The 22,394-nt window shown below is 48.0% G+C and carries 16 protein-coding genes and 1 pseudogene; 7 read left to right on the top strand and 10 right to left on the bottom strand.

Annotated elements, in window-relative coordinates; translation table 11 throughout:
- Window positions 1-57: 57 nt before the first annotated feature.
- Window positions 58-855, top strand: coding sequence for a fumarylacetoacetate hydrolase family protein (locus LHUE1_RS12430; RefSeq protein ID WP_277848242.1), 798 nt, complete (start codon window positions 58-60; stop codon window positions 853-855).
- 246 nt (window positions 856-1,101) lie between these two features.
- The gene (locus tag LHUE1_RS12425) at window positions 1,102-1,737 is read left to right on the top strand and encodes a nitroreductase family protein (RefSeq protein ID WP_049169810.1); all 636 of its coding nucleotides are present in this window, start codon (window positions 1,102-1,104) and stop codon (window positions 1,735-1,737) included.
- Between the two features lie 181 nt (window positions 1,738-1,918).
- Here LHUE1_RS12425 and LHUE1_RS12420 read toward each other — a convergent pair whose 3' ends face one another.
- Window positions 1,919-3,121, bottom strand: a complete 1,203-nt coding sequence (locus tag LHUE1_RS12420) for an MFS transporter (RefSeq protein WP_049169809.1) — start codon at window positions 3,119-3,121, stop codon at window positions 1,919-1,921.
- Window positions 3,122-3,218: 97 nt separating this feature from the next.
- Between LHUE1_RS12420 and LHUE1_RS12415 the strand changes: the two genes are divergently transcribed.
- The 4 genes and pseudogenes from LHUE1_RS12415 (at window position 3,219) to LHUE1_RS12400 (ending at window position 7,712) form a co-directional block, all read left to right on the top strand.
- Window positions 3,219-3,914, top strand: a complete 696-nt coding sequence (locus tag LHUE1_RS12415; RefSeq protein ID WP_010488338.1) for a response regulator transcription factor — start codon at window positions 3,219-3,221, stop codon at window positions 3,912-3,914.
- Window positions 3,907-4,866: pseudogene (locus LHUE1_RS12410) on the top strand (sensor histidine kinase). Before LHUE1_RS12415 ends, LHUE1_RS12410 begins: the two are co-directional and overlap by 8 nt.
- Before the next feature lie 93 nt (window positions 4,867-4,959).
- Window positions 4,960-5,730, top strand: coding sequence for an ABC transporter ATP-binding protein (locus LHUE1_RS12405; RefSeq protein WP_049169807.1), 771 nt, complete (start codon window positions 4,960-4,962; stop codon window positions 5,728-5,730).
- Entirely contained in the window at window positions 5,727-7,712 is a 1,986-nt protein-coding gene (locus LHUE1_RS12400; RefSeq protein ID WP_049169806.1) for an FtsX-like permease family protein, read from the top strand. The genes LHUE1_RS12405 and LHUE1_RS12400 overlap by 4 nt, the downstream gene beginning before the upstream one ends.
- 116 nt (window positions 7,713-7,828) lie before the next feature.
- On the opposite strand, the gene LHUE1_RS12395 is transcribed toward LHUE1_RS12400, so the two are convergent.
- The 8 genes from LHUE1_RS12395 to parE form a co-directional block, all read right to left on the bottom strand.
- Window positions 7,829-8,182 carry a hypothetical protein gene (locus LHUE1_RS12395; RefSeq protein WP_047106130.1) on the bottom strand — a complete coding sequence of 118 codons (354 nt, stop codon included), beginning with the start codon at window positions 8,180-8,182 and terminating at the stop codon, window positions 7,829-7,831.
- A 104-nt stretch (window positions 8,183-8,286) separates the two neighbouring features.
- Window positions 8,287-9,408 (bottom strand): tyrosine recombinase XerS, encoded by a 1,122-nt coding sequence (gene xerS, locus LHUE1_RS12390; RefSeq protein ID WP_277848241.1) that lies wholly within the window; start codon window positions 9,406-9,408, stop codon window positions 8,287-8,289.
- Between the two features lie 1,053 nt (window positions 9,409-10,461).
- On the bottom strand, window positions 10,462-11,394 hold the full coding sequence (locus LHUE1_RS12385) for a manganese-dependent inorganic pyrophosphatase (RefSeq protein WP_047106129.1): 933 nt from the start codon (window positions 11,392-11,394) through the stop codon (window positions 10,462-10,464).
- Between the two features lie 28 nt (window positions 11,395-11,422).
- Complete coding sequence (locus tag LHUE1_RS12380) at window positions 11,423-12,391, bottom strand: LysR family transcriptional regulator (RefSeq protein WP_010488353.1); 969 nt, start codon at window positions 12,389-12,391, stop codon at window positions 11,423-11,425.
- Between the two features lie 121 nt (window positions 12,392-12,512).
- Window positions 12,513-13,364, bottom strand: a complete 852-nt coding sequence (gene pflA / locus LHUE1_RS12375; RefSeq protein WP_025013527.1) for a pyruvate formate-lyase-activating protein — start codon at window positions 13,362-13,364, stop codon at window positions 12,513-12,515.
- 138 nt (window positions 13,365-13,502) lie between these two features.
- Window positions 13,503-15,764, bottom strand: coding sequence for a formate C-acetyltransferase (gene pflB, locus LHUE1_RS12370; RefSeq protein WP_010488355.1), 2,262 nt, complete (start codon window positions 15,762-15,764; stop codon window positions 13,503-13,505).
- 246 nt (window positions 15,765-16,010) lie between these two features.
- On the bottom strand, window positions 16,011-18,458 hold the full coding sequence (gene parC, locus LHUE1_RS12365) for a DNA topoisomerase IV subunit A (RefSeq protein ID WP_049169804.1): 2,448 nt from the start codon (window positions 18,456-18,458) through the stop codon (window positions 16,011-16,013).
- Between the two features lie 6 nt (window positions 18,459-18,464).
- Window positions 18,465-20,477 carry a DNA topoisomerase IV subunit B gene (parE, locus tag LHUE1_RS12360; protein WP_049169803.1) on the bottom strand — a complete coding sequence of 671 codons (2,013 nt, stop codon included), beginning with the start codon at window positions 20,475-20,477 and terminating at the stop codon, window positions 18,465-18,467.
- Between the two features lie 311 nt (window positions 20,478-20,788).
- On the opposite strand from parE, the gene plsY reads away from it, so the two are divergent.
- Window positions 20,789-21,412 carry a glycerol-3-phosphate 1-O-acyltransferase PlsY gene (plsY, locus tag LHUE1_RS12355; RefSeq protein ID WP_049169802.1) on the top strand — a complete coding sequence of 208 codons (624 nt, stop codon included), beginning with the start codon at window positions 20,789-20,791 and terminating at the stop codon, window positions 21,410-21,412.
- A 79-nt stretch (window positions 21,413-21,491) separates the two neighbouring features.
- Here the strand turns inward: plsY and LHUE1_RS12350 are convergent, their stop codons facing one another.
- A complete protein-coding gene (locus tag LHUE1_RS12350; RefSeq protein WP_049169801.1) occupies window positions 21,492-22,370 on the bottom strand; it encodes an aldose 1-epimerase family protein in 879 nt (292 codons plus the stop codon).
- Window positions 22,371-22,394 lie beyond the last annotated feature (24 nt).

Here is a 22,394-nt window from a genome sequence, read left to right as displayed (position 1 = left end):
ATTTTTCAGAAGTAAACTGAAGACGTACCTTAATACTTCTGAAAGGAAGTTTTTCAAGTGAAAATTGCCAACATTGGCGGTCAGCCGCATCTGATCACGTCAGCATCGACCGCACAACCGATTACGAATGCGCCGGAAGTTTTGACTGCCTTAACGAAGCCGGCATCATTAACGCTCGGGCCGACTTTTCAATTTACCGCTGACCAGCTGGAAGCACCCATCACGACTAGCCAGCAGATTTTTGCGATCGGGATGAACTTTTTGGATCACTCGGAAGAAATTCACATCAAGTTGCCAACGGTTCCAAGTGTTTTTACCAAATTCAGTAGCTCATTGGCCAAGCCGACTGCCACGGTGCGCATGCATGGGCCCAAAACCGACTGGGAAACCGAGTTAGTCGTGGTGATCGGGCTTGGTGGCCGCAATATTCCTGAAGGCGAGGCGATGCGCCATGTTGCCGGCTGGATGGTCGGCGAAGATTTAAGCGATCGGGCTGTTCAGTTTGCCAATGCGGAACCGCAATTTTCTTTGGCAAAGTCGTTTCAAAACTATTCACCCATCGGTCCGTGGGTCACATCACCTGACGAAATCGCCAATCTGGATCGGCTACAAATCACAACAACGGTCAATGGTCAGGTGATGCAACAGGCAAGTCTGGACCAACTGATTTTTAAAGTACCGACGTTAATCCATTATCTTAGTGGGATTGTGGCACTGCAGCCCGGCGATCTCATCTTCACCGGAACGCCGAGTGGTACGGGTGTTGGCCGCGATCCGCAAGTCTTTTTGAAGCCTGGCGATCAATTGACAGCGGCGATTACAGAATTAGGCGCATTACAGTTGACGATGGCATAGCAGACCAATGATGGCGCTTCCATTTTTCTTATAAGGCCTATACCATTTTTAAATATCACTAGGAAAACGCCAACATTTAGCGTATCCTGAAGATGTCCAAAAATATTAACGCGTTCCCCGGCGCAGAAGTCTGCGTGTAAGGACCTTGGTCGCAATGGCCTAAGCCCGGGCCATCACACCCAAGGCCACGTACACTCCGACTTCTAAGCGCGCCGGCTCACGCTCACATTCTAAGAGGTGAATTTGATGTTGGAAAACAATAACTTTGATGAAGTCGTCATGAAACGCCACACTGCACGCGAATTTGATCCGGAAATTACTATCAGCAAAGGCGAATTGCTGCAGATGATTACCTATGCGACAAAAGCGCCAAGCGCACTCAACATGCAACCGACCCGTTTTGTCGTTGCCCAAAGTAACGCAGCAAAAGAAAAAATCGCCAGCGTGGCTGGAACTAATGCACCGGAAATTCTGTCCGCATCCGCGGTTGTGCTTGTCGGTGGTGAACTGGATTTAGGGCCATTTGAAGCAGAACTGTTCAAGCGAGCAGCGGCAGCAGGCTTGCTGACCGACCGCGCCGTTGAGCATCAAAAACCCATGATCGAAAATCTGGTGGCATCTTTCCAAACCGACAAACAGGCGTTGCGTGAATTCATCATTCAAAACAGCAGTCTGTCCGCCATGTCCTTCATGTTGGCTGCGCGCGCCTATGGCTATGAAACCGGCGCCATGACCGGCTTTGATCACGAGAAGATCTTACCGGCATTGGATCTTGATCCTGAGCATTTCATGCCAACGCTGCTTATTGCGGTGGGTAAGCCAAAGAATGCGCCGGACTCACTTTATCGAATCCCAGCAAGTAAAGTCACCTTTTTTAAATAAACATATTGCTCGCAAACGTCTGCTGGTGGGTCATGATGACTGACCACTGGCGTCTTTTGCCAGCAGCTCTTCAGCGATTTTAAACTTGAATAGAAAAACGCCTCATCACACATGAAGTGCCGTTGTTCGGCCCGTCGTGATGAGGCATTTTTGAATACATCGTGATCAGCAGTAGGCATCGCTACCAACTCAATTTTTTTAACCGCTGCCAGAACCAGTAAGCAACGCCAATTAATAGTAGCCCGGTGACGATGAAAATCCATCCGATCGGCACCCAATCTGCCAATGGTCCATATGCCAACATCGCCAGCGGATAGATACCGGTCGATAGGATTGCCCATAACGAAAAGACGCGCCCTAACTTATCTGCTGGTACATTCTCCTGCAGATAAATCGTCTGGCCGGCTTGAATCAACGGATAAAAAATACCGGAAATAAACATGAAGAACAGATAAGTGATGAACGGCTGTTTCAGCCCCATTTCCGCAAACGCAATACCGCTGCCGGCAAAGCCAATGGCGATGAGGCCAAGCTGATCGCGAAACTTTTTGTGGCGGGCAATAAACAGGCCCCCTAAGCCAGCACCGATCGTCCACGACCATTCGTTGAACGTCAAATGCCAGACTTCCGAGCCAAATGTCCGATTCACATACAACGTTGATAGTTGCGAGGATGGCGCAATTAAAATAAAGGCCGCGCCGGTAAACAACATGAACGCCAACAGCAACGGTGTATTCCCCACGTAACGCAGGCCGGCCAAGATCCCATTTTGCCGTTTGCTGGCTCGATCCCGGCGCGCAGTTGGCGTCGGTACGTGAACCACCCCTAGGCAAAGTACTGCCAACGCCGCGGTCAAAGCATCAATGACGAATATCCAGAAGATTCCCAGATCGCTTAAAATATAGCCCGCCAACAACGGTGACATCACCAGCATCGCCGCCATCAAAATTTGATTGTAGCCATTCACCCGCGTAATTTGCTTGGCTGGCACCAGCTGCGGCAGTAAGGCATTGGCCGCCGGATTTTCCAGTCCGTTGCCAAAGCTGCGGATCACGGCAATCACCAGCAACAGCCACAGCTCCTGAGTCACAAAAGCAAACACGTAGGCAACAGCGAGGGTCAAAACCGTGACCGCAACGGCAGAGAGGACAATCAGCCATTTTCGATTGTACCTATCAGCCAAAACTCCAGCGGATAAGGAGATTAAAATCGCCGGTAACGAAGTCGCCAATGATACATACGTCATCCACGCGCCTGAAGACGTTTTTAAGGCAATGTCCCAAAGCACCGCAAAAAAGACGGTTGACGTACCGAAAACAAATAAATTTTGACTTAACAGAAAGGCCGCAGTTTGTCCTTGCCAGCCGATTTTTGATTGTCCCAACTTAAACACCTGAAATCAGTTAAAATAGAAACTGACTTTAGTGTAAATCAAAAGATCAAAAAAACCCACGAATCACCACGAAGGGAGCGCAATGAGCATGCCCCAAAAGATTTTTATTGTTGAAGACGACGATGTGATCGCTAAAACGATCGCCAATTACCTGAACCGCTGGGCGTTCACGGTCAGCCTGGTTAAAAAATTTGACCAAGTCGACGAAGAAATTCGCGCCGCGGCACCGGATCTCGTGATTATGGACATCAGTCTGCCATATTTTAACGGCTTTCACTGGCTGAGTGAGCTGCGCAAGCACAGCAACGTACCAGTTATTTTTCTGACGAGTTCCGGCGATGATATGAACCTCGTGATGGCCATGAACCTGGGTGCTGACGACTTTTTGGCCAAACCGATCGAATTGCCGGTTTTGTTGGCGAAGATTCAGGGGATGCTGCGGCGGACTTATCAGTATCAGCAAACCGAGACTAATTTAACCCACGACGATTTCACACTGGTACCAACCGATAATCAGCTTCGCTCACCAGCAGGCGTGCTTGATATCACACCCACTGAGACTAAATTGTTGAGCCTTTTGTTTAGTGCCAATGGCGAAGTTGTGACCCGCGAAGCCATGATCGAAAAATTGTGGGAAGGTGACGAGTTTATCGACCGCAATGCATTAGCCGTGAATATGAATCGGCTGCGCAAGAAAGTCGCACCGGTTGGCCTGGCGCAACTGATCGAAACAGTCAAAGGCAAAGGTTACCGGTTAGCCAGCAAGGAGGCCGGCCATGATTAAGGCTTATTACCATGCACGCTGGATGGTTTGGTTAAGCCTGCTCACGTTGCTTCTGACCGGTCTATTGGCAAATTGGCTGGTTAATGTCTCAATTGAGGTCATTCTTAATATGTGGCTGTTCGCCCTTATTCCGTTACTCGTGATTGGCGGTTACGATTTGTGGCGTTTCAACCGGGAATGGCAGCAATTACAAGCGGATGTCTCGTTGCTGGACGATACCCAAATCACCGATCCGTTGGGCCGCGCGTATTACCAAAAAATCCAGTCTTTGCAACAAACTGTGCGAAAAAACAGCGACACCTACCGCGATCGCGAGCAGGAAATGTTAGACACCTTGCAGTTGTGGACGCACCAAATCAAAACGCCGCTAACGGCTTTGGATTTGCTACTGCAGGTAGAACCGGTCAATGCAAACGATGCACGGCTGGAAATCAGCAAAATCAATCGCTATCTGACGGTGATGTTAAACTACCTCAAACTGACAACCCTCAACACCGATCTGGTTTTAACCGAAGTGGCGCTAAAACCACTCGTCAACGAAACCGTTCGCGATCTGGCTAAATTGTTTATTGCCAAGGATTTAACGGTCTCCGTCTAAGCATTGCCAACCGTTGTCAGTGATAGTCAGTGGCTGCGGTTTATTTTTGAACAACTCTTGACGAATGCCATTAAATACACGCCGCGCGGGTCCATCCGGATTTACGCAAAAGGGGATGCCGTTTTTGTCGCCGACACGGGTATCGGAATTTTGCCAGAAGACCTGCCGCGGATTTTTGAACAGGGGTATTCCGGCTATAACGGGCGCGCCACGCAAAAGGCTAGCGGATTAGGCTTATTCCTTAGCCGTCAGATCGCCGAAAAATTAGGCTTGCGGTTAACGGTGACGTCAAAAGTCGGCGTTGGCAGTACGTTTGCGATTCATTTTCCCCAAACCCGATGGCTGGCAGAGTAAGCCAGCTTACCAGCTTGTAAGCAATCGCAGCCGACTGTAAGTAGTTTTAGGGTGCCATCCCTTTTAAGCTAGTCAGTGAAAGGGGAAGATCGTATGTCAACGTTACTTAAATTAAAAAATGTCGAAAAAACCTATACAAGTCGGGGCGCCCAACCCGTTCAAGCATTGGTTAATATCAGTTTTACAGTCGAATCAGGCGAATTCGTCGCCATTATGGGGGAATCCGGATCCGGTAAAAGTACGCTGCTGAACCTGATTGCGACACTGGATAACCCTACAGGCGGTGAAATCACGCTCAACGGCCAGGATCTCCGCAAAGTTAAAGAAGGGGCACGTGCTAAATTCCGGCGGGAGCACCTTGGTTTTATTTTTCAGGATTTTGACTTGCTTGATACCTTCAACGTGCAAGACAACATTTTTCTGCCACTGGTTTTGGCAAAAAAGCCGCTAGCCGTCATGAACGAGCGCTTGGCTAAACTCGCACCGCGGTTGGGCATCAGCGACCTCTTACAAAAGTATCCGTACGAGCTCTCCGGCGGCCAGCAGCAACGGGTCGCTGCCGCCCGCGCCATGATCACCGAACCGGAAATTCTGCTGGCCGATGAGCCGACTGGGGCGCTTGATTCCAAAACTTCGAGCGAACTCTTGGACTTGCTGACAGACGTGAATGCCCAGAGTCAACAAACCATTCTCATGGTGACGCATAGTGCCATTGCTGCCAGCCATAGCAAGCGGGTGCTTTTCATCCGGGATGGCCAAATTTTCCATCAACTTTACCGGGGCGAACTTGATCAACCGGAATTCCTGACCCGAATCAGCGAGACGATGACGGCGATGCTGACGAAGGAAGGCGAAGGACAATGAAATTCTATTTCAAACTGGCCGCCACCAACCTCAAAGCAGACCGCCGCTTATTTGTCCCATTTGTCATCACCACCAGCTTCCTAATGGCGATCAATCTGATCATGCTAAATGCCTATGCCAGCAGTGATGTTCTGTTCAGCGAGTTTGGCGCTTCGGCGGGCAGATCGCTGTTCATGTTTGGCTCGGTCATTACCGCAATCGTCTCCGTCATTTTAGTGATTTATGCCAACAATTTTCTTCGCAAGCAACGTATCCGCCAGCTCGGTTTGTACAACATCATCGGTTTTGGTAAAGGCGAACTCAGCAAAATGATGGCCATCGAAAAATTGCTGCTTCTGTTGGCAACATTGCTATTGGGCGGTGCTTTGGGAACAGTCCTGTCGCGGATTAGCTATCTGACACTGGCCAAGGTGCTGCATGTCAACCACCACCTTGAGTTTGGTCTGAGCCAACAAGCCTTCAGCATTGCCGGCATCATCACAATCGGACTCTTCATCATCTTAATGTTCATCGATGAAATCTGGCTTATTCGCAAGCAGCCAATTGACATTGTTCGCGAACAAAGCGCCGGTGAGCGGGAACCGAAGATTGCGTGGTTCACGCTGATTTTCAGCCTTGTATGTTTAATCGCCGGCTATACACTGGCCGTTGTCATCACCAATCCGCTGGAAGCCATGAGTATGTTTTTCTTTGCGGTCATACTGGTCATCACAGGAACATATGGCTTATTCACGTCGGGTTCGGTTTTTGTCTTAAAATGGCTGCGGCGTCGAAAAAACTATTACTACCAGCCTAAGCATTTCATTAATGTCTCGAATCTGCTTTACCGAATGCAACAAAACGGCGCCGGTTTAGCATCAATTGCCATTTTGGTGACCATGACCCTCATTACGCTGGCCACGACCGCCACGCTTTTCTTTGGCATCAATGAAATCGTTAACGCACAAACGCCAGTCGACTTATCATACTCCCTTAAAACAAATGATGCCGAAGCTGCCAATCGCGTCACCGAGCTGGCCAAAACCCATCACGTCCGTATCCGGTCAATTCGCACGTTTACTGGCCCTTCCAGCACGTTGGCATTGCTTGAAAAAAACCGGTTGAATTCCCAAAGCAGTATCAACGGACCGTTTGGCTTTGACAATGCCCGCAGCGTCCAGTTGATGACCATTGCGAACTATAATCGTTACACTGGACAACACCGTTCGCTGAATGGAAACAATATTCTTATTTACACGTCCAATCATTTCGCTGGCAATACTCTGACAATCGGGAAGCAAACTTATCATGTCGCAACGCGGGTTTCAAGCTTTCCCAATGCACCGAAAACGTTTATTCCCAATCTTTTCGTCGCATTTCCATCTGAAACACAAATGCTCGCGGCATTGCATCATTTGTACCCGAAAAAGACCATGGCCGAGCTTAAAACAGATGTCACCACGAATCAGGATTTAATGTTGAGCGGCAGTCATGTCAACCAAACTAAGCTGTATCAAGATTTAAACAAAAGTGGCATCGCACTTCCTGACACTGTTCAGTCCCGCGCCGTCAACTACGACGATACCGCCAGCATGATGAGCAGCTTTCTGTTTCTCGGCATCGTCTTTGGTGCCACGTTTATCTTGGCAACTTTGCTGATTCTTTATTACAAGCAACTGGCAGAAGGTTATGCTGATGAGCGGCGTTACACCATTCTCCAGCGAGTCGGCTTAAGCCTGCGCGAGGTGCGGTCAACCATCAACAGCCAACTACTCATGCTGTTTTATCTGCCGTTGGTCGTCGCTGCCATCCACGTTGGCTTTGCCTTGCCATTCGTGCAGCGAATCATGATGCTGTTTGGCTTGCCTGATTGGCAATTCTTCCTGACCGTTTCACTCATCACGTTAGCCATTTTTGCCGTGATCTACGTGTTAATGTATCGTCTGACCGGCAATGTTTATTACCGCATCGTTTCCCGCCGCCAGCCAACCAGTCGCAGGTAGGTAAGGGGACGCTGGTGATAGTCCGGTAACCACCAAAACTCTAAAAAAGTGCCGTTCCTGACCCATCGTTTGTCTACAACGATACTGTCAGAAACGGCATTTTTAGTTGTTATGTCTCAAGCCGGCTGCAAGGCTTTAATCTCGGCAATCAGCTTAAGCAGGTTTTGTTCAGCGGTTTGATAATCGGCCATTTTATCGGCGAATTGCTCATCAAAACCGGCAAGGCCACCTGCCGCAAATGCGTATTCGAATGGATAAACTGCTTCATAGGCAGCCGCAAACCGCTTTAGCAGATCATGATACTGCTCACCGCCAAGCTGTAAGGCCATCTGAATCACCCGAAAATCCGTATAAGCCATTTCGAATTGAACGGCCCAAGCCCGCATGAAATCATGCCGCGCCTGAATATGCAGAAAATGGTGCTCGGTGGTCCAAGCCAGCCGGTTCACTGAATCCTTAACATCCAACACAATGAATCACGCCTTTCTATTTACCCTTATGCTAACTGGCTTCATTATAAGCCTGTCCATGCAAAAACGCCTGAATAACACCCTTCTAGGCTAATTCAGGCGCACTAGTTTTCATGCGGTTGTTGGGTGTGCCGATCCAACGCCTTGGCTGCTGTTTCAGAAACCTCACGCAGCGCAGCTTTCCCGCGCTTATCGCTCAGGTTAATATAGAGATCAGTCGCACTTGTCGTCGTCTGCCCAAGCTGATCGGCCACTTGTTGCACATCCTTGGTCACCGTATAAATATTCGTCCCTAAAGTATGTCGCGCTTTATGCGGTGTGGATGGTCGACCATAAGCCGTCGTGTAACGTTTAAAAAAAGCCTCGATCGTATTTTGGCGAATGCGCTTCACAGTTTGACCGACCTGCGTTACAAACAGCGGCGAGGTCGGCTTTTGATAGGCAATAATGGCCGCACGTTGTTGTAAATACGCGGTGAGATAGGGGTCAATCCAGTCCGCAAAATTCACCCGATCCTGAAAATTGCCTTTGCGCACAACCTGCACCGTGTGTCGGTCCATATTCAAATCTTCCAGATTCATATTAACCAGCTCGCTCACACGCACACCAGACCCAAACAGCAACGCAATAATCGCCAAGTTGCGCTGTTTGGCTGCATTAAAGTAAGCCCGTTGCTTCGAAGGTAACTGATGGGCATAAACCTGATCCAGCCAATGCAAAAACTTAGCATCTTCACCGTCCACAAACAGCATTTCCTGCAATTTGTGATTGCGATAAGCCGTCGTCTCGGCATGGGTTTTTAATTTAACCTTATTCCAGACATTGCGGTAAAAGTAAGGCTCACCGTCTTCATGCGGTTCACTTTCCTCGGTCAAAAATCGATAAAGTGCCTTAATGCCCACCAATCGCAAGGCAACACTGCGCCGCGTCATCCGTTTATTTGGATGCGTTTTGGAAGGCCGCTCTAGCAGATAAGCCATAAAAGCCTGCGCATCGCGTAAAGAAAGGTGTTCCAGCGTTTCAAGCGGCACAGATTGCGGGGAAGTGGCGGTCGTCACGCCGCTAGTGATCAGCCATTCAAGAAATTCCTGATAAAAATGCAGATACTGGTAAAGGGTAGAGTCAGCAATCGGAATTGCTTTTTGACTGTGATAGTAGTCCTGAATGTAGTCAGGCAAAGAGGGCAGCATGGCGTGGATTAATTTTGGATAATTCTGAGTCGACAATCAACATCACCTCGAACATATGTTTTCTTCTAGATAATGCTAGTATACCTGAAAAAAGAGGCTGATGCCGAGGAAGATGAGCGACTTAACCGCGATTTAACGCAGCTTGTTTCGGCAAAATGATGTGAGACTGTATTGAATAAAGTTCTAGCTTTATCCAAAGGTAAACGTCAAAGCCTGGTTAAGGTCGCCAAATCCCGTTAATTCTTAAACGTGTTTATTGATCCGAATTTATGTATGGAAACTCGCTCGCACCACCGAACTTTCGAACTTTAAAATTCGCCGTCTGCAGCACTGGATGCTGCTTGCTACTGGAAAAATTCAGTTGGTGGTTGTTGTTTGGCTACAATTTTGAACAAGCTTCAGCAATTCATCATGAATCAGCTATCAGCCAAAATATGCGGCCATCACAAAAGTGGCAATCATGCAACAATTGATTGATTTCTGCCAGTCTGGGCAAATTTACTGATTATCCGATAAATGTCCGTTTAAGCCAAAACATCTGCATAAAGTTTGCTGATCAGTTATCGTACATAAAGTTTGCGAAAAATTCTTAACCTCGAATCAAACCGCTGCTTTTGTGCCAATCTCGTTGCTGTTAAAAAATTTCCGATATCCACGAGTGGGGGAGTGTACTAGGAAGAATTTACTGCCCGGCAAAATATAGCGAAAAGTGCCGTTCCCTGATTCTCCATTCTAGTTTACATAATATATATTATACGAAGTAGTATGTAGGTCGTTGATTTCGCATATTTTCCAGGAGGTTCACTCAAATTACGCAAATCTAGCATTCTCGTGTGCTCATTGAGCCGATCAGTTAACCGCTCGTAAATTTCCGGCACACATACAGTCAATCAAGTCTACACCAAATCTTGGTTCACAAAAATTTGCTAACCACGTTTGATCATCATCGTCAGGACATCTGCTTTCAATCGAACGAGTCACTCAGTTTAGCTTAAGTGCTCTACCATCTTGCCAACTTAAACAACACAAAAAGTCGCAGCCAAGGTGTTCAGCTGCGACTTAATTAACTATATTCGTAAAACGGACAGATCAACCTTCAAATACTTTTTGCATCGGTGGCACGACTTGTTTTTTACGTGAAACTACTCCAGGCAATGCCAAACGAGCGTTCGTATCGAACTTTTCGTTAAATGCTGCCGCTACTTTATCGCGGTCAGCACCAACAGCAAAGCCGGTTGAGTTGCTGTTCAAAATATCCGTCGCGATCAGCAGGAAGTCGTCATAACCCTTTGCCTGTGCTTCCTTGGTCATGGCGTTCAACAGATCATCCTGACGCGCATAGATGTCATCCAGATCGACGGTATTGACCTGACCGATCCGGATCGACTTGCCGCCCATTGTGAAGCTCTTGGCGTCGCCTTCGATAATATCCATATCAGACTTAGCAGCCAAATTAGTGCCAGCCTTCAGCATGGCTAAACCGTACGATTGCAAATCAATCCCCGCAATTTTAGCCATTTCAGGCAGAATCTTTTTGTCCTTGTCCGTGGCAGTCGGCGATTTCAGCAACAATGTGTCGGAAATCAACCCCGATGCCATCAAGCCAGCCAATGTTGGCGAGATCGTGTAGCCGTGTTCCTGAAATAGTTCGAAAATCACGGTGTTCGTGCTGCCAACCGGTTCTGCGCGATAGAACAGCGGTGCAGCGGTGTGAAAGTTCGCAATCCGGTGATGATCAACCACTGACGCAATCTGCACGTCCTCGATATCAGCAACACTCTGCTGAAATTCGTTATGATCTACCAGCATCACAGTGTCGGTTTCATTTGCTGCGGTTTTAATGACACGCGGTGCTTGAACCTTGAAATGATCCAAGACAAACTTGGTCTCATCATTTGGTTCACCGAGTGCTACTGCTTCAACATCTGTGTTGCCCGCCTGCTTTTGAAACTCGGCCCAGCTCATGGCACTGGTAATCGCATCCGTATCTGGGTTTTGATGTCCAAAAATCAAAGTCGTCATATTAATTGATCGCTCCTCAGCTCAATATTTACCTTTCAATCTTACCACTGTTTTCGCCGACCCGCGACAGATAATCTTTTTCTGCCAGATAGGCGTCAAACGTCTTAAAGAAGTTGGCAATCCGCGGAATATCAGCCTTTTCTTTTCGATAAACGAATGAGGTCTCAAAGCGAATGGCCGGTTCGAATGAAACAGCATGGGCTTTGATTTGATCAGCGTGGGCCGTCACAAAACTCGTCGGCAAGGCAGTATTCACGCCGGTGTGATTAACAAACTGCGTAAGTTGATATGGCGTGGTAAAGTGCGCCACCACATGCGGAAAATCAACCATCTGATTCTTGTAGGCTTCGTGAAGCATCTGCCCCAGGAAATAATCATCCGGATAAGTAACCCATGGTTCAGCAAGCGTATCTTTAAAATGAAGGCGCTTACGGTTTGCCAACGAATCGTCATGATGTAAAAACAGCAATTGCTCATCAAGAATTTTCTTGCTGGCGTATGGTTTCCAATTCTTGATCGTCTCATCAGGCAGATTCATAATCGCCAAGTCAACCTGATTGTTTTCTAATGCTTCCCAAATTTCGTGACGGGTCATCATCCGCAAAGTGATTTCAACTTCGGGATTCAAATCATAGTAATGCGCAATGAAGGCGTTAAAGGCACTGTCTTCAATCGAACTCAACAAGCCAATGTTAATCTTACCCACAGTTGCGCTGGTACTTTGCTGAATCTCGTCAGTCGTCTGGTTCAGGATCTCATAGATCTCGTGGGTTGCCTTCAACATTGTCTGACCGGCATCCGACAAATGCAGTTTCTTCCCAACAGAGTAGAACAGCGGCGCCCCCACTGTCCGCTCCAGCTTCTTGATTTGCTGCGTCAATGCAGGTTGGGTAATGCCCAACAGCTGAGCGGACTGGGTGTAGTTCATTGTTTCTGCAAGTTGCAGAAAATACGTGAGAGTCTTCGAGGAGAAAATGCGCTCTTGCTTCGTTTTCATGGGGCGGCTTCCCTTTCATTTATAAATTTATAATACTGATCATTTATCATGATAAGTGGCATTTAAAAAAAACGCAACAGATTTGCCGCGTTTTTAATCGTTACGTTAAGTTCTAACTAAACTACGCCTTGGTAGCCGGACGCGGACGCCAATTTTGCCAGCCAGTGTAATCTTGGACATGCAACAGATTTTCCGCATTCTTAACCCGATCTGCTGATGGTGGTTCGATGCCTTCCAGTGGATAGGTAATGCCAAGTTCATGGTATTTTTTGACCCCCAGCGTGTGGTAAGGAAGGATTTCGACTTTTTGAACCACATGCTTGTCTAACGTTGCGATGTAATCCCCTAACCGTTTAAGGTAAGGATCAAAATCGGTACGTTGTGGTACCAACACGTGTCGAATCCACATATCATCGCCGTGGGCAGACATATACTGAACCATATCCAAAATGTTTTCGTTCGGGAATCCCGTTAATTTCTTGTGCTCAGCCGAATCAATGTGCTTAATATCCACCAATGAAATATCCGTGACCGCCATGAGTTTCTCAAACTGACCAAACCAAGGCTGATCGCGGGTGAATGGGCCACCTGACGTATCGAGACAAGTAGAAATGCCGAGTTCCTTGGCTTTAGTAAAGAGCTCAAGGATAAAGTCAATTTGCACCAGACTTTCCCCGCCACTGCATGTAATACCGCCTTGTTCGCCCCAGAAAGCCTTATAACGCTGTGCATCCGCCAAAATCTGATCAGCGGTCATTTCCTCACCGACGCCGATATTCCAAGTGTCAGGATTGTGACAGTATTGGCACCGCATACGGCACCCTTGCATGAAAACGACAAAGCGAATCCCGGGTCCATCGACTGAGCCGAAGCTTTCGACCGAGTGAACGTAACCCTTAATTGGCCCTTCATGATCCTGCCCGACCTGTTCCAAAATGTTTAACGGGCTTTGTGATTGATCGATAAGTTTCATCTATGCCGCCTCCACTGCTAGTATGCTGATAGTTTTCAAACGATTTTCATTTCAGTTTGTCAAAAAACGGCAACAGCAACGTTGCCGTCTTTTGACAAAACAGGAATGATTTCCTGTTTTGATGTTGAGTTGACTGGATTACATTTCGTCGAAGAATGTCCGTGCGATAACGTCATCCTGCTGTTCCTTTGTCAGGTCCGCGAAGTATACGCAATAGCCTGAAACCCGGACAGTTAAGGTTGGGTATTCTTCTGGGTGCTTCTGTGCATCGATCAACGTTTCCTTGTTGAAGACGTTGATGTTTAGATGCATGCCGCTGTTCTCCATATAACCGTCGACCATGTGAACCAAGGTATCCTTACGGGTTTCATCATCATGTCCCAGGGTATTTGGTGTAACCCCGAACGTGTTGCTGATACCGTCAGTTGCGTAGTGATACGGAATCTTAGCGGTGGACATCAAGGAAGCCAAAGCACCGTTCTTTTCTGCGCCGTATGCCGGGTTGGCACCTGGTGAGAATGGTTCGCCTTTCTGACGGCCGTTTGGTGTTGTCCCGGTGTTCTTACCATAAACCACGTTGGAGGTGATGGTCAGAACACTGGTACTCAACTTGGCACCGCGATACAGATGATGGGTGTTCATCTTATTGTAGAAGGTCTTCACCAACCACTTAGCGATGTTGTCGGCCCGATCGTCATTGTTACCATAACGCGGATAGTCGTCGTTGTCAGCAACAAAGTCAACCGCAATACCATTTTCATCGCGAATCACTTTAACATGACCGTACTTGATCGCACTGATAGAGTCAACCGCATGTGACAAGCCGGAAATACCAGTTGCAAACGTCCGGTTCAGCCGGGTGTCCTTCAATGCCAACTGTGCTGCTTCGTAGTAATACTTGTCATGCATGTAGTGAATGACATTCAGCGCATTAACATAAACGTCAGCTAACCAGTCCATCATCTTGTCGAACTTCTTCATGAATTCGTCGTAATCGATGTAATCACTGGTGATTGGTTCATATTCAGGACCCACTTGTGCTTCCTGAATTTCGTCTTTCCCACCATTGATGGCATATAAGACGGTCTTTGCCAGGTTTGCCCGAGCGCCAAAGTACTGAACGCCGTCAGCGATCGGCTGTGCGGATACACAGCAGGCAATGCCATAATAGTCCGTGCCCCATTCGTTACGCATCAGATCATCATTTTCGTATTGAATGGTTGAACTTTGGATGGAGACTTCAGTTGCGTAGCGCTTGAAGCCTTCTGGCAAGCGTTCGCTCCACAATAACGTAATGTTTGGTTCCGGTGCTGCACCCATGTTGTCTAAGGTCTTCAGGAACCGGAAAGCGGTCTTGGTGACATGATGCCGACCATCATTACCCATGCCAGCCAAGGACAGGGTTGCCCAGATCGGATCGCCGGAGAAGAGTGAATTATATTCTTCAGTCCGAATGAACCGAACCATCCGCAATTTCATAACCAAATGATCAATCAGTTCCTGAGCCTGTTCTTCGTTTAACTTGCCGAGACGCATATCCCGTTGAATGTAGGCATCGATAACCGTATCGATCCGGCCAACGGACATCGCCGCGCCATTTTGCGTCTTAACGGCTGCCAGATAGCCAAAGTAAATCCATTGAACGGCTTCTTGAGCATTTGCAGCTGGCCGAGAAATGTCATAGCCATATTCTTTGGCCATTTTCTTCATATCGTTTAACGCACGATATTGTTCGTTGATTTCTTCGCGCAGTTTGATGACATCATCGGTCATTTCACCGTCGCCAGTCAGGTTATAATCGTTAACCTTTTCTTCCATCAACCGATCGATACCATAGATGGCAATCCGTGGAAAGTCTGAGACGATTCGACCACGGCCATATGCATCAGGTAACCCAGTCACGATCTTGTAGTGACGAGCCTTGCGCATTTCCGGCGTATAAGCATCAAAGACGCCTTGGTTATGGGTTTTACGATATTCAGTGAAAATTTTGTGTTCGGCAGGATCGGTTTCGAAGCCATAAGCTTTCAACGCATCTTCTGCCATCCGAATACCACCAAACGGCATGAATGCACGTTTGAATGGCTTGTCGGTTTGAACGCCGACAATCTTTTCGAGATCTTTGTTGAGATAGCCAGGGCCATGTGACGTAATGGTTGATGGAATGTTGTTGTCTGCATCCAAAACGCCGCCATTGGCACGTTCTTGCTTCTTCAAGTTCAGAACCTGATTGTTCAAAACAGTTGTTGCTTCAGTGGGGCCAGCAAGGAAACTCTCGTCCCCATCATATTGGTTCAGGTTATGCTCGATAAAATCGCGCACATTGATTTCTTCTTGCCAGTCACCGCCGTTAAAGCCTTCCCAATAATTAGGAACTTTGGTTTCGTCAAGCTGTTTCATAGGTGTTTGCCTCCTAAAGTGAATTACAGATGTGACAGTTCTTACAAACTCAGTATAACACGGTGCGGGATCTATGCAAGCGTTTTATTGCCTATATAACAGGGGTTCTTTTGTTTTTTTAGTGTACTTAACTGTTTCATAAAAATTAGTAGACCGCGAATTTGATAAATCGTGCACAACTTATCTGTACTACAATAAGTAAAAATAGCCGTTCCTGTATTAATACAGGAACGGCTACCCTTCAATCTATTGTTCATTTTTTTCTGGAATCTCTTCGCGGGTACGGACAAAGACCGGTGTCCCTTGAACATCCGTATCAATGACGAATGACCCATTGGAGTAACGATCACCGGTTGGGTGTTGGCTCGGCGTCAGCGTAACAACTTTGTCAGCATCAGTCAGTACATCCAAGCGGGTATTCACATCAACTGCCATCATGGCGACGATGCGATGCGGATCACGCTTAAGCTCGCGCAAGACCAGCAGACCGCGTCGAGCCCGACTCATTTCGCCGACTTCACTTAATGCCATCCGTTTGAACGCACCGCGTTGGGTCAGAATCCCGACGACCGCGCTTTGCGGATTCTTAACCAGAATAAAATTGACGACCTCGTCATCCGGTTTTAGATCCATACTTTTAACGCCGGTTGCTCGCGCGCCAACGGTCGAAACATCGGCTAACGGGAACGTTAATCCGTATGCATGGTGACTGACAACAAAAACATCCTGTGACTGATCAGTGGTGAAATAAGCATTCGTAACCACCGCACCAGCCGTCTTAAGCTTCATGGCCAGCATCGGTTTACGTTTATAGGTCCGTTGTGGTTGTAAATCACTCAGCGCTGTCTGTTTAATATAGCCATCACTGGAACCAAGAACAAAACTACCTGCAATGTCCAACTGATCAAAGGCAAAGACTGCCAATACCTTTTCATCGGTACCCAGTCCGACTGTCTGGCTCAGGTGCTCGCCAGTATCTTTCCAGCGGGCATCACCGATTTCGTAAACCGGCCGATAAATGATGTTCCCGGCATTGGTCACAATATAAAGGTGCTGCAGCGTGCGCAACTCACCAGTGAAAATGGCCAAATCATTCGCTTTGAGCCCGTTATCGTCAGGGTCAACGGCCTGGTAACTGCGCAACGAACTGCGCTTGACGTAGCCATCCCGTGATACTTGAACCATAACTGGCTCATCAGCAACCGTCACCGTCGTTGCAACTTCAAGCGTTTCAATTTTAGCCTGGATGCTGCTACGGCGATCATCCCCGTATTCCTTGGCAATCCGCTTGAGTTCCTGCTCGATGACCCGATCACGCGCGGCCGGCCGCGCCAGAATATCCTGATAACCAGCGATAGCCTTAGCCAGTTGCGCCGCTTCGTTTTGTAAGGCAGTAATATCGGTATTGGTCAGGCGATACAACTGCAAGGACACGATAGCTTCTGCTTGCGCTTCGGAAAAGTCAAACTGCTTAACCAGATTACGCTTGGCATCGCCTTTATCCTTAGAAGCTCGAATAGCCGCGATCACCTGATCCAAAATCGACAGCATCTTGATCAGGCCTTCAACAATATGCTGCCGTGCCTGTGCTTTGTTCAGTTCATACCGCGTGCGGCGAGTGACGACATCACGGCGATGGGCAACATACGCTTCCAGCATCGGCTTTAAACCTAGCAGTTTTGGCTGCATATCGGCGATGGCAACCATATTAAAGTTATAAGTGATCTGCAGGTCGGTATTTTTGAACAGATAATTCAAAATGCCTTGGGCGTCGGCTTCTTTCTTCAGCTCAATGACAACGCTTAAACCAAAACGGTCACTTTCATCCCGAACTTCGGCGATGCCATCGACTTTCTTATTAAGGCGCAGTTCGTCGATTTTTTTAATCATCAAGGCTTTATTGACATCGTAAGGAATCTCGGTGACAACAATCTTTTCCCGTCCGCCACGCATGGTTTCGATATGCGTGCGTGAACGCACCACAATCTTGCCGCGGCCGGTTTCATATGCTTGCTTGATGCCGTCAAGCCCTTGAATAATCCCACCGGTTGGAAAATCCGGGCCTTTGACATATTGCATCAAGTCATTTAGGTCAGCTTGCGGGTGCTTTAACAGGTACAAAATGGCATTTACTACTTCACGCAAATTATGCGGCGGAATTTCGGTCGCGTAACCAGCGGAAATACCGGTCGCACCGTTGACTAACAAATTAGGAAATCCAGCCGGTAAAACTGTTGGCTCCTGCGCCGTGTCATCGAAATTAAGGACCATATCCACGGTCTCTTTGTCGATATCCGCCAGCATTTCTTTACTGATCTTGCTCAGACGCGCTTCCGTGTACCGCATTGCGGCAGGCGGATCCCCGTCCATCGATCCGTTGTTGCCGTGCATTTGAATCAACGGTGCCCGCAACTTCCAATCCTGGCTGAGCCGGACCATTGCTTCATAAATCGAACTATCACCATGTGGATGATAGTTACCCATAACGTTACCGACACTTTTAGCCGATTTACGAAAACCTTTGTCGTAAGTGTTGCCATCCTGATTCATCGCAAACAAAATTCGGCGCTGAACCGGCTTTAGCCCGTCACGGACATCCGGCAATGCCCGCTCTTGAATGATGTATTTCGAGTACCGGCCAAACCGGTCGCCCATGACCTCTTCTAAGGTCAACTCCTGAATCTGATTGGCCAATGGCTTTTACTTTCCTTTCTTGTCTAACTGTTTAACGATTTGCTTGGCACCAAACTGCAACTTCTCGTGGTTGGCTGTCGGTGTCTCCAAAATACTACCGTCGTCATCCATGTCAAACTTAACATGATGTTCAATCCATTCACGCCGGGGTTCGACCCGATCGCCCATCAAAGTCGTCACGCGCCGTTCGGCTAACTGGGCGTCGTCAATCCGCACCCGAATCAACGTGCGCGTCTCTGGATTCATAGTGGTTTCCCACAACTGATCAGCGTTCATTTCCCCAAGTCCTTTGAAGCGAGTCAGCGTATAGCCCTTCCCCATGGCCTTGGTTTCCTTAGCCAGCTCTTCATCGGTCCAGGCATAGCTGATCTTGGTTTTAGCCCCAGCACCTTTTTGCAGCCGATATAACGGCGGTAACGCAATATAAACCCGTCCGGCATCAATCAACGGTCGCATGTACCGATAAAAGAACGTCAGCAACAGAATCTGAATATGCGCGCCATCGGTATCCGCATCGGTCATGATAATGATCTTGTTGTAGTTTGCCTGCTGGATGTCAAAATCCGCGCCGACACCGGCACCGATTGTATAAATCATCGTATTGATTTCTTCGTTCTTAACGATGTCTTGCAGCTTGGCCTTTTGTGTATTCAGAACTTTCCCGCGCAACGGTAAAATCGCCTGAAACTTGCGATCCCGCCCTTGCTTGGCAGAGCCGCCAGCCGAATCCCCTTCGACTAGGTAAAGTTCATTGCGTTTAGGATTTTTGGTCTGTGCTGGGGTTAATTTACCGGAGAGCAGTCCCTGATCTTTTTTCCGCTTACGGCCGGTCCGACTGTCATCGCGCGCCTTACGCGCTGCTTCGCGGGCATCCCTGGCCTTAATCGCCTTACGTACGAGTTCCTGGGACTCTTCCCCATTTTCCATCAAAAACGTGGAAAGATTTTCGTAAACAATACCGTCGACAACTGTGCGAGCTTGCGGGGTACCCAGTTTGCCTTTTGTCTGGCCTTCAAACTGCAGGATTTCTTCAGGAATCCGCACGCTTAAAATACCGGCGAAGCCTTCCCGAACATCACTGCCTTCAAGGTTCTTATCCCTGTCTTTCAACAAGCCGACTTTGCGTGCGAACTCATTAAACGCCCGGGTCATCCCACTACGCAGGCCGATTTCGTGCGTGCCGCCATCTCCGGTGCGCACATTGTTAACGAAGGAAATAATATTTTCGGAATAGCCATCATTATATTGGCCGGCAAAGTCAACCACAATGCCGTCTTTTTTGCCTTCAAAATTGATGACCTGCGATAAGGCATCTTTGCCTTCATTAAGATACTTGACGAAACTCACCAAGCCATCCGGATAGTGGTACTGATCCTGCTTACCGGTGCGCTCGTCAATTAAGTTAATCGTAATATTTTTCAGCAAAAAGGCTGATTCGCGCAACCGTTCGGCGAGTGTATCATAGTTGAAAACCGTGGTCTGGAAAATTGTCGGATCCGGTTTGAAGGTGATTGTGGTGCCATTTGGTTCATTCACTTTGCCTAGCTTTTGCAAACCACCGTCTGGATGACCACCGTTGATGAAGTGCTCCTCAAAAGCCCGTTTGTCGCGGACAACCCGCACGGTCAGTGATTCAGATAAGGCATTCACGACACTGGAACCGACTCCGTGCAGACCGCCGGATGTTTTATAGCTATTTTGGTTAAACTTCCCGCCGGCGTGCAGCACCGTTAAGATCACTTCAATCGTCGGCTTGCCGCTGGGATGCATCCCCGTCGGCATCCCCCGTCCATGATCCTGCACGGTAACCGAATTATCGGCGTGAATGGTTACATTGATTTCGTCCCCAAACCCCGCGAGCGCTTCATCGACTGAGTTATCCACGATTTCATAAACCAAGTGGTGCAATCCGCGGCCATCGGTGGAACCAATATACATCCCAGGCCGCTTGCGAACGGCTTCCAGGCCGTGCAGCACCTGAATGGATGAATCATTATATGCTTGCGTTGCTTTGTCCATAATAAACTCCCTTTTTGAAACAACTAATTTATAGAATACACCACGCACCCGCAGAGCGCGAACAAAGCATGACTAAAAAATGCTTAGAAAACGGCACGAAGACGATCTCGGCCAACATTCGCACGCAGCCGCTTTATGAGCTACGTATTTCCAGTGTAGCCTTTACGTCCATAAAAAGTCTGCGTTGACGTTTCTCTAGGGCATTTAACCCATTATTGCAAATCGAATGTGTGTTCGCATTATCTTAACGGCGTATCACTCAAAAGTCAAAAATGCTAAAATAGTTTTTAAGTCTGAGAGGAGGGGCACACTTGGTTCTTGTGCTTTGTTTTATACTCGCTTATTTCATTGGTGCCATTCCGTTTGGTGTGGTGATTGGCAAAGTATTTTATCATACCGACATCCGCAAAGGTGGCAGCCATAATATCGGGACAACCAACGCTTATCGAATGCTAGGACCGGTTGGCGGAACACTAGTGTTGCTATTGGATATTCTAAAAGGAACGTTGTCAGCCAGTTTACCGATTTTGTTTGGAATTGACCACCACTGGCTGATTCTGATTGTCGGGCTGGCGGCTGTCTTAGGTCATACCTTTTCGATTTATATTCATTTCAAAGGTGGCAAAGCAGTGGCGACGAGTGCCGGCATTTTGCTCGCGTATAATCCGGAATTCTTCTTCATTGCCTTTGCTATCTGGTTTAGTCTGATCTTGCTAACGTCCATGGTCAGTGTCGCCAGTACACTTGGCATGGTCATTATCACCTGCTGGTCGCTTGTTTATCACGACTGGTTGCTGACCACCGTGGCTTGCGGTCTGCTTGTCGTTTTCTTCATTAAACATCGGGCCAATTTTAAGCGCATCAAAGCGGGCGACGAGAACATGGTCCCATTTGGCCTCGGCCTTTACTTACGGCAACACCGTCGCCAGCAGTAAAGAACACAAAATATACCACGCAAAAAGACATCCCCTGTTGGATGTCTTTTTGTTATCGATCACCAGCTATCCTACCGAATTAAAAAATGCTGATTGTGTAGCCCTTTTCAAACGCCGTTCCCGGTTCGAGACGATTGATGCCCAGCTTCTTGGTGAAATCGCCGGTCGTGCCAATCGTATCTGCGATGCCCCACCAAGGCTCAATGCAAACAAACTCACCCGTCTTGGGATAGGGGCTCCATACGCCTAAGTAAGGTGTGTCTGTCATGGTGACACTCACACCGTGTTTGGTTTTGTCCGAAAGCAGATTAAACGAGGTCTTACCAAGCGGAGCAAAGATGAGTGCATCATTTTTAAACGTCTCATGGGTCAGCGCCAGATTGGCATCAGTTGCGGCCAGCGTTCGGTGCGGATAATCCACGCCTTTGCCGGCAACCAGCGGAATTTGAACAAGCGACTTGCGCGGTTTGAAGTTCATGTAATAATCCGTAAACTGCGTGTCTGCTGTCATCGGCACCTTGAAACCAGGGTGTCCGCCAACACTGAAGTATAAAGGAGCCGTTTTATCAGGATTATCGACATGGTAAGTGACATGCAGATTATTGTTTTCCAATGCGTAGGTGATGATCAGCCGAAACGCAAAGGGATACATGGCGCGAGTTTTATCGTCATCTTTAAGAACAAGGCTGGCCTTAAAAGGCGTTGCCGACACGACTGTGAAATCACGATCACGGGCAAAGCCATGCTGGGTCATGTGGTAAGTTTTGCCAGCATAATGATATTGGTCATCAGCCAGTGCCCCGACAATCGGGAATAATACCGGTGCGTGCCGCGGCCAGACTTCCGGATCAGCCTGCCACAGGCGCTCACGCCCAGTCAGGTTATCCTTGATACTAGTCAGCTCGGCACCATGCCGACTGATGTCAACGGTCAAAAAGTCATTTGCAATCGTTACCATACATCCTCATCCTTTATCTACAGT

Source organism: Lacticaseibacillus huelsenbergensis (assembly GCF_029726355.1).
Classification (GTDB): Bacteria; Bacillota; Bacilli; order Lactobacillales; family Lactobacillaceae; genus Lacticaseibacillus; species Lacticaseibacillus casei.
The sequence above is the reverse complement of the archived record's forward strand: the minus strand, read 5'-3'. Positions and strand labels throughout refer to the sequence as shown.

What these genes read in the sequence shown, in the direction of transcription:
- LHUE1_RS12425 (WP_049169810.1), top strand. Translation starts at nt 1,102, where the DNA reads ATGTTGGAAAACAATAACTTTGATGAAGTCGTCATGAAACGCCACACT.
- LHUE1_RS12415 (WP_010488338.1), top strand. Translation starts at nt 3,219, where the DNA reads ATGCCCCAAAAGATTTTTATTGTTGAAGACGACGATGTGATCGCTAAA.
- LHUE1_RS12405 (WP_049169807.1), top strand. Translation starts at nt 4,960, where the DNA reads ATGTCAACGTTACTTAAATTAAAAAATGTCGAAAAAACCTATACAAGT.
- LHUE1_RS12400 (WP_049169806.1), top strand. Translation starts at nt 5,727, where the DNA reads ATGAAATTCTATTTCAAACTGGCCGCCACCAACCTCAAAGCAGACCGC.
- LHUE1_RS12385 (WP_047106129.1), bottom strand. Translation starts at nt 11,394, where the DNA reads ATGACGACTTTGATTTTTGGACATCAAAACCCAGATACGGATGCGATT.
- LHUE1_RS12380 (WP_010488353.1), bottom strand. Translation starts at nt 12,391, where the DNA reads ATGAAAACGAAGCAAGAGCGCATTTTCTCCTCGAAGACTCTCACGTAT.
- pflA (WP_025013527.1), bottom strand. Translation starts at nt 13,364, where the DNA reads ATGAAACTTATCGATCAATCACAAAGCCCGTTAAACATTTTGGAACAG.
- pflB (WP_010488355.1), bottom strand. Translation starts at nt 15,764, where the DNA reads ATGAAACAGCTTGACGAAACCAAAGTTCCTAATTATTGGGAAGGCTTT.
- parE (WP_049169803.1), bottom strand. Translation starts at nt 20,477, where the DNA reads ATGGACAAAGCAACGCAAGCATATAATGATTCATCCATTCAGGTGCTG.
- LHUE1_RS12350 (WP_049169801.1), bottom strand. Translation starts at nt 22,370, where the DNA reads ATGGTAACGATTGCAAATGACTTTTTGACCGTTGACATCAGTCGGCAT.